Source organism: Brevundimonas sp., assembly GCF_032107865.1.
GTDB lineage: Bacteria > Pseudomonadota > Alphaproteobacteria > Caulobacterales > Caulobacteraceae > Brevundimonas.
The window spans coordinates 1-4,524 of sequence record NZ_DAMCNG010000208.1 but is presented as its reverse complement, the minus strand read 5'-3'; the positions used below and the strand labels follow the sequence as shown (position 1 = coordinate 4,524).

Genomic DNA, 4,524 nt, shown 5'->3' with positions numbered 1-4,524 from the left:
CGCGCCTGCACATAGAGGCCGTAGAGGCGGCGCGGCGCGAAGCCGTTCGGATCGGCGAAGGCGGGGGCGTGGAGCGCCAGCCAGTCAACGAAGTCGGCCGGCCGGTCGGGACGGGCGCTCATCCGCTCGGCGCGGACGTTCAGCCGGTGGTCGTCCAGGGGCGTGGAATAGGCGACGCCGAGGCCGACCTGTTCTGCGCGCTCGATCAGGATCGAGGCCTGACCCAGTTCGGCCAGGCGCGCAGCCAGCATGGCGCCGGAAAAGCCGCCGCCGACGATGACCACGGGGAGGGAGGCGGCGGCGTCGTTCATGGAGCAAGCATCGTCCACGACGCCGCCGCCGGTCAAACCGGAATCAGATTTCCTGGTTGAAGGCGCCGATTTCCGGGTGGGCGGCCAGGCGGGGCTTCACTTCCTTGCGGAACAGGTCGCGCATGTCGTCGGCGGACCTCATGCTTTCGACCACAACGACCAATTCCGGCTTGTTGGAAGAGGCGCGGACCAGCACCCAGGAGCCGTCCTCCAGATGGACGCGCACGCCGTTGACGGTGATGGCCTCGACGATCTTGCGGCCGAGGATTTCACCGCCGGAGGCCGCCAGTTCCTCGTATTCCTTCACGATCTTGGCCAGGACATCGTATTTCAGCTCGTCGTCGCAGTGCGGCGACATGGTCAGGCTGGTCCAGGCGTCGGGCAGGGCGGACTTCAGTTCCGACAGCGACTTGCCGGGGTTGCGGTCCAGCATGGCCAGGACGGCGCCCGCCGCCACCAGGCCGTCGTCATAGCCGTGGCCCAGATCGCCCGACAGGAAGAAGTGGCCCGACTTCTCGAACCCAGCCAGAGCGCCCAGTTCAGCGGTCTTGCGCTTGATGTAGGAGTGGCCGGTCTTCCAATAGACGGTGGTCGCGCCGTTGGCCTTCAGCACCTCGTCGGTCTTGTAGAGGCCGGTCGACTTCACATCGACGACGAAGGTCGCGTTCGGGTGGATGGCCGACAGGTCGCGGGCCAGCATCAGGCCGATCTTGTCAGCGAAGATCTCCTCGCCCGTGTCGTCGACCACGCCGCAGCGGTCGCCGTCGCCGTCGAAGCCCAGAGCCAGGTCTGCGCCCGTCTCCTTCACCTTTTCCGCCATCGCCACCAGCATGACGTGGTCTTCGGGGTTCGGATTGTATTTGGGGAAGGTGTAGTCGAGGTCGGTATCCATCTCGATCACTTCACAGCCCATCAGGCGCAGGGCCTCGGGTGCGAAGGCGCCCGCCGTGCCGTTGCCGCAGGCGGCCACCACCTTCAGCGGGCGGGACAGTTTCAGCTTGGACGCCACATCCTTGATATAGGTCTCGCGGAAGCCCTCGACGCGCTCCAGTCGGCCGCCGGGGCGAGCGACGCCCGCGCCGTTCAGGACGATCTCCTTCAGGCGGCCCATTTCGTCGGGGCCGAAGGTCAGCGGGGCCTGGGCGCCCATCTTCACGCCGGTCCAGCCGTTTTCGTTATGGCTGGCGGTGACCATGGCGACGCAGGGGCAGTCGAGCGCGAACTGGGCGTAATAGGCCATCGGCGACAGGGCCAGACCGATGTCCAGCACCTCCATACCGCCTTCCAGCAGGCCCAGGATCAGCGCCTGCTTCACCGACAGGGAATAGCCGCGGAAGTCGTGGCCCACGGCGATCTTCGGCGTCTGGCCGATCTCGTGGACATAGGTGGCCAGACCCAGGCCCAGGGCTTGGATGCCCAGCAGGTTGATCTCTTTTTCCAGAATCCAGCGGGCGTCGTATTCGCGAAAGCCGGTCGGCTTGACCAGAGGCAGGGTTTCATACTCCGCAGTGTTGGGGCGGATGTCCTGACGGGGCTTTTGCATAAGTCTTCCTAGATGGGCCGCTGGGGAGAGCGGGAGCCGCAGTGCAACCTCGGCCTATAGCCTCCCCCTGCTCGAGAGGCCACAACGCGCGACCCTTGTTATGGCTGCGGCCGGGGCGGCTGTAATCTCTGACGTGCGGCGAAACCTTGACCGCCCCCGCGTCGGGGGCCTAGCGAGAAACCCAGATACGGATGCTCCCGGAGACCCTGATGACCCGCCTGATCCTGCTGCGCCACGGCCAGAGCCAATGGAACCTCGAAAACCGCTTCACCGGCTGGGTCGACGTCGACCTGACGGCGGAGGGCGAGGCTCAGGCCCGGCGCGGCGGCGAGCTGATCGCCGAGGCGGGCTTTACGCCTGCGGTCATGTTCACCTCGGTGTTGAAGCGGGCCAAGCGCACCGGCGCTCTGGCGCTGGATTCGGCTGGGCTGAAGGACGTGCCGGTGATCGAGGACTGGCGCCTGAACGAGCGCCACTACGGCGGCCTGACCGGGCTGGACAAGGCCGAGACCGCCGCCAAGCACGGCGAGGACCAGGTCAAGGTCTGGCGCCGCAGCTATGACGTGCCGCCGCCGCCGCTGGCGCCGGGCGGCGAGTTCGATTTCGACGCGGATCCTCGCTACGCCGGCAAGGAAATCCCGGACACCGAGAGCCTGAAGACCACGCTGGACCGGGTGCAACCCTATTGGGACGCCGAGATCGCTCCGCGCCTGAAGGCCGGCGAGGACGTGCTGATCGCCGCCCACGGCAACTCCCTGCGCGCCATCGTCAAACTGCTGTTCGCCGTGCCGGACGACAAGATCGTCGACGTGGAGATTCCGACCGGCAATCCGCTGGAGATCGATCTGGACGCGGACCTGAAGCCGGTCGCCGCCCGCTATCTGGACGAGGGGCGGGCGCAGGCCCTGCCGCAAATCGCGTGAGCGGCGAGACGCAAGACGCCGTCTTCATGCGGCAGGCCATCGATCTGGCCCTGAGCCGCATGGGCGAGACCTGGCCCAATCCGGCCGTCGGCTGCGTCCTGGTCAAGGACGGCGTCGTGCTGGTCGAGGCGGCGACGGCGCCGGGCGGCCGCCCCCACGCCGAAGAACAGGCCGTGCCCGAAGCGGGCGAGGCCGTGAAGGGCGCGACCGCCTATGTGACGCTGGAACCCTGCGGCGCGCGCTCATCGGGCCGCAAGTCCTGCGCCCACTTCCTGGCCGAGGCCGGGGTCGAGCGGGTGGTGATCGCCGCCCTGGACCCGTCGCCCTTCGCTTCGGGCCGGGGCACGGAGCGGCTGCGCCAGTCGGGCCTGACGGTCGAGACGGGACTGTTGTGCGAAGAGGCCTCGGTGTTGAGCGAAGGCTTCCTGCACCGGCTGGAGACGGGCCGTCCGATGGTGCGCGTCAGCGTCGACGGGGCGGGCTTCGACGGGCGGTTCGCCGCCTCGCCGCGCGCCGATCTGACGACCGAACTGAACCGGCTGGGCGAGGCGGGCTACACCCGTCTGTGGACCCAGGAAGGCGAACTGGCTGAAGCGCTGCGCGAACAGGGTCTGCTGACAGAGTAGGTCGAGGTTCCGGCCGGCGGGAACGGCGCGAAAACGATTGTTTCCGCAAAGCTTCCTTAATCCGCCGTAAGCCATGATCGACCCATGAGCGAGGCCGTCGAACCCGTCCGCAGAAAGCTGACCCAGGAAGAGGTCGACGCCGTCTGCCTGAAGCACGACCGCCTGTGGCAGGCGCGGCCGGGCGGGGCGCGGGCTGTTTTCGCCTGGATGGATCTGTCGGGGGTATCCTTGCGCGGCCGCAACCTGGCCGACGCCGACTTCACGGCGGCCTGTCTGATCGGCTGCGACCTGACGGGCGCCAAGCTGGACAACGCCAACTTCTTCGGCGCGGACATGCAGGACGTGACCCTGATCGACGCCAGCATGCGTCGGGCCGACCTGCGCGGGGCCTGCCTGCGCGGCGCGGACCTGTCGGGGGCTGATTTGTTCGAGGCCGACCTGCGCGAAGGGACCATCGCCGCCAAGGACGCCAAGCTGGGCTTCCGCGTCGTCGAGGCGCGGAAGCGCGCCGACACCCAGGCGCAGGGCGCCGTGCTGGCGGGCGCCAATCTGCAGCGCTCGCGTATGACTGGCGTCGTCGCCGTGGCCGCCGATTTCACCGACGCCATCATGAAGGACTGCAAGCTGGTCCGGGCCAATCTGAAACAGGCCAGCTTCCGCGGCGCCGACCTGGCCGGGGCGGACCTGTCGGGCGCCGACCTGTCAGGGGCGGACCTCAGCGACGCCGTTCTGGTGGGGGTCAAGGCCGCCATGTGGCGGACGGACGGGGCCAATATGGACGGCGCCCTGGTGGATAACCGCCCGGCGGGCGAGCCGGTCAGCCAGATGCCCGCCGCCGAGATGCTGCGCGACCACGCCCAATGGTGCGAAACGGGCGGGGCCGAGGGCCAGCCCTCGGTGTTCGACGGGGTCGATCTGCGGCCTCTGGATTCTATTCGCGGGCTGAACCTGACGGCCCTGTCGGCCAAGGGGGCGGTCTTCTACGGTCTGGACATGGAGGGGGTGCAGCTTCAGGGCGCGCAACTAGAGGGCGCGGACCTGCGCTCGGCCAATCTGCGCCGGGCCGATCTGCGCGGCGCGCGGCTGACGCGGGCGCGGCTGAACGGATCGGACCTGCGCGA

Annotated in this window: 5 protein-coding genes; 3 read left to right on the top strand and 2 right to left on the bottom strand. The window is 68.4% G+C overall.

Features of this window, described 5'->3' with window-relative positions; genetic code table 11:
• A partial coding sequence (locus tag RT567_RS13860; RefSeq protein WP_313576866.1) for an FAD/NAD(P)-binding protein occupies positions 1-311 on the bottom strand: 311 nt, incomplete at its 3' end.
• Positions 312-354: 43 nt separating this feature from the next.
• A complete protein-coding gene (locus tag RT567_RS13855; protein ID WP_313576865.1) occupies positions 355-1,854 on the bottom strand; it encodes a phosphomannomutase/phosphoglucomutase in 1,500 nt (499 codons plus the stop codon).
• Between the two features lie 209 nt (positions 1,855-2,063).
• Here RT567_RS13855 and gpmA point away from each other — a divergent pair, with 209 nt between their 5' ends.
• The 3 genes from gpmA to RT567_RS13840 all read left to right on the top strand — a co-directional run.
• A complete protein-coding gene (gene gpmA, locus RT567_RS13850; protein ID WP_313576864.1) occupies positions 2,064-2,777 on the top strand; it encodes a 2,3-diphosphoglycerate-dependent phosphoglycerate mutase in 714 nt (237 codons plus the stop codon).
• On the top strand, positions 2,774-3,403 hold the full coding sequence (locus RT567_RS13845) for a bifunctional diaminohydroxyphosphoribosylaminopyrimidine deaminase/5-amino-6-(5-phosphoribosylamino)uracil reductase RibD (protein WP_313576863.1): 630 nt from the start codon (positions 2,774-2,776) through the stop codon (positions 3,401-3,403). Before gpmA ends, RT567_RS13845 begins: the two co-directional genes overlap by 4 nt.
• Before the next feature lie 84 nt (positions 3,404-3,487).
• Positions 3,488-4,524: pentapeptide repeat-containing protein (locus tag RT567_RS13840; RefSeq protein ID WP_313576862.1), on the top strand; the 1,037-nt coding region annotated here is incomplete at its 3' end.

Excerpts from the sequence above, each read along its gene's own strand:
- RT567_RS13855 (WP_313576865.1), bottom strand. The coding sequence starts at position 1,854 with ATGCAAAAGCCCCGTCAGGACATCCGCCCCAACACTGCGGAGTATGAA.
- gpmA (WP_313576864.1), top strand. The coding sequence starts at position 2,064 with ATGACCCGCCTGATCCTGCTGCGCCACGGCCAGAGCCAATGGAACCTC.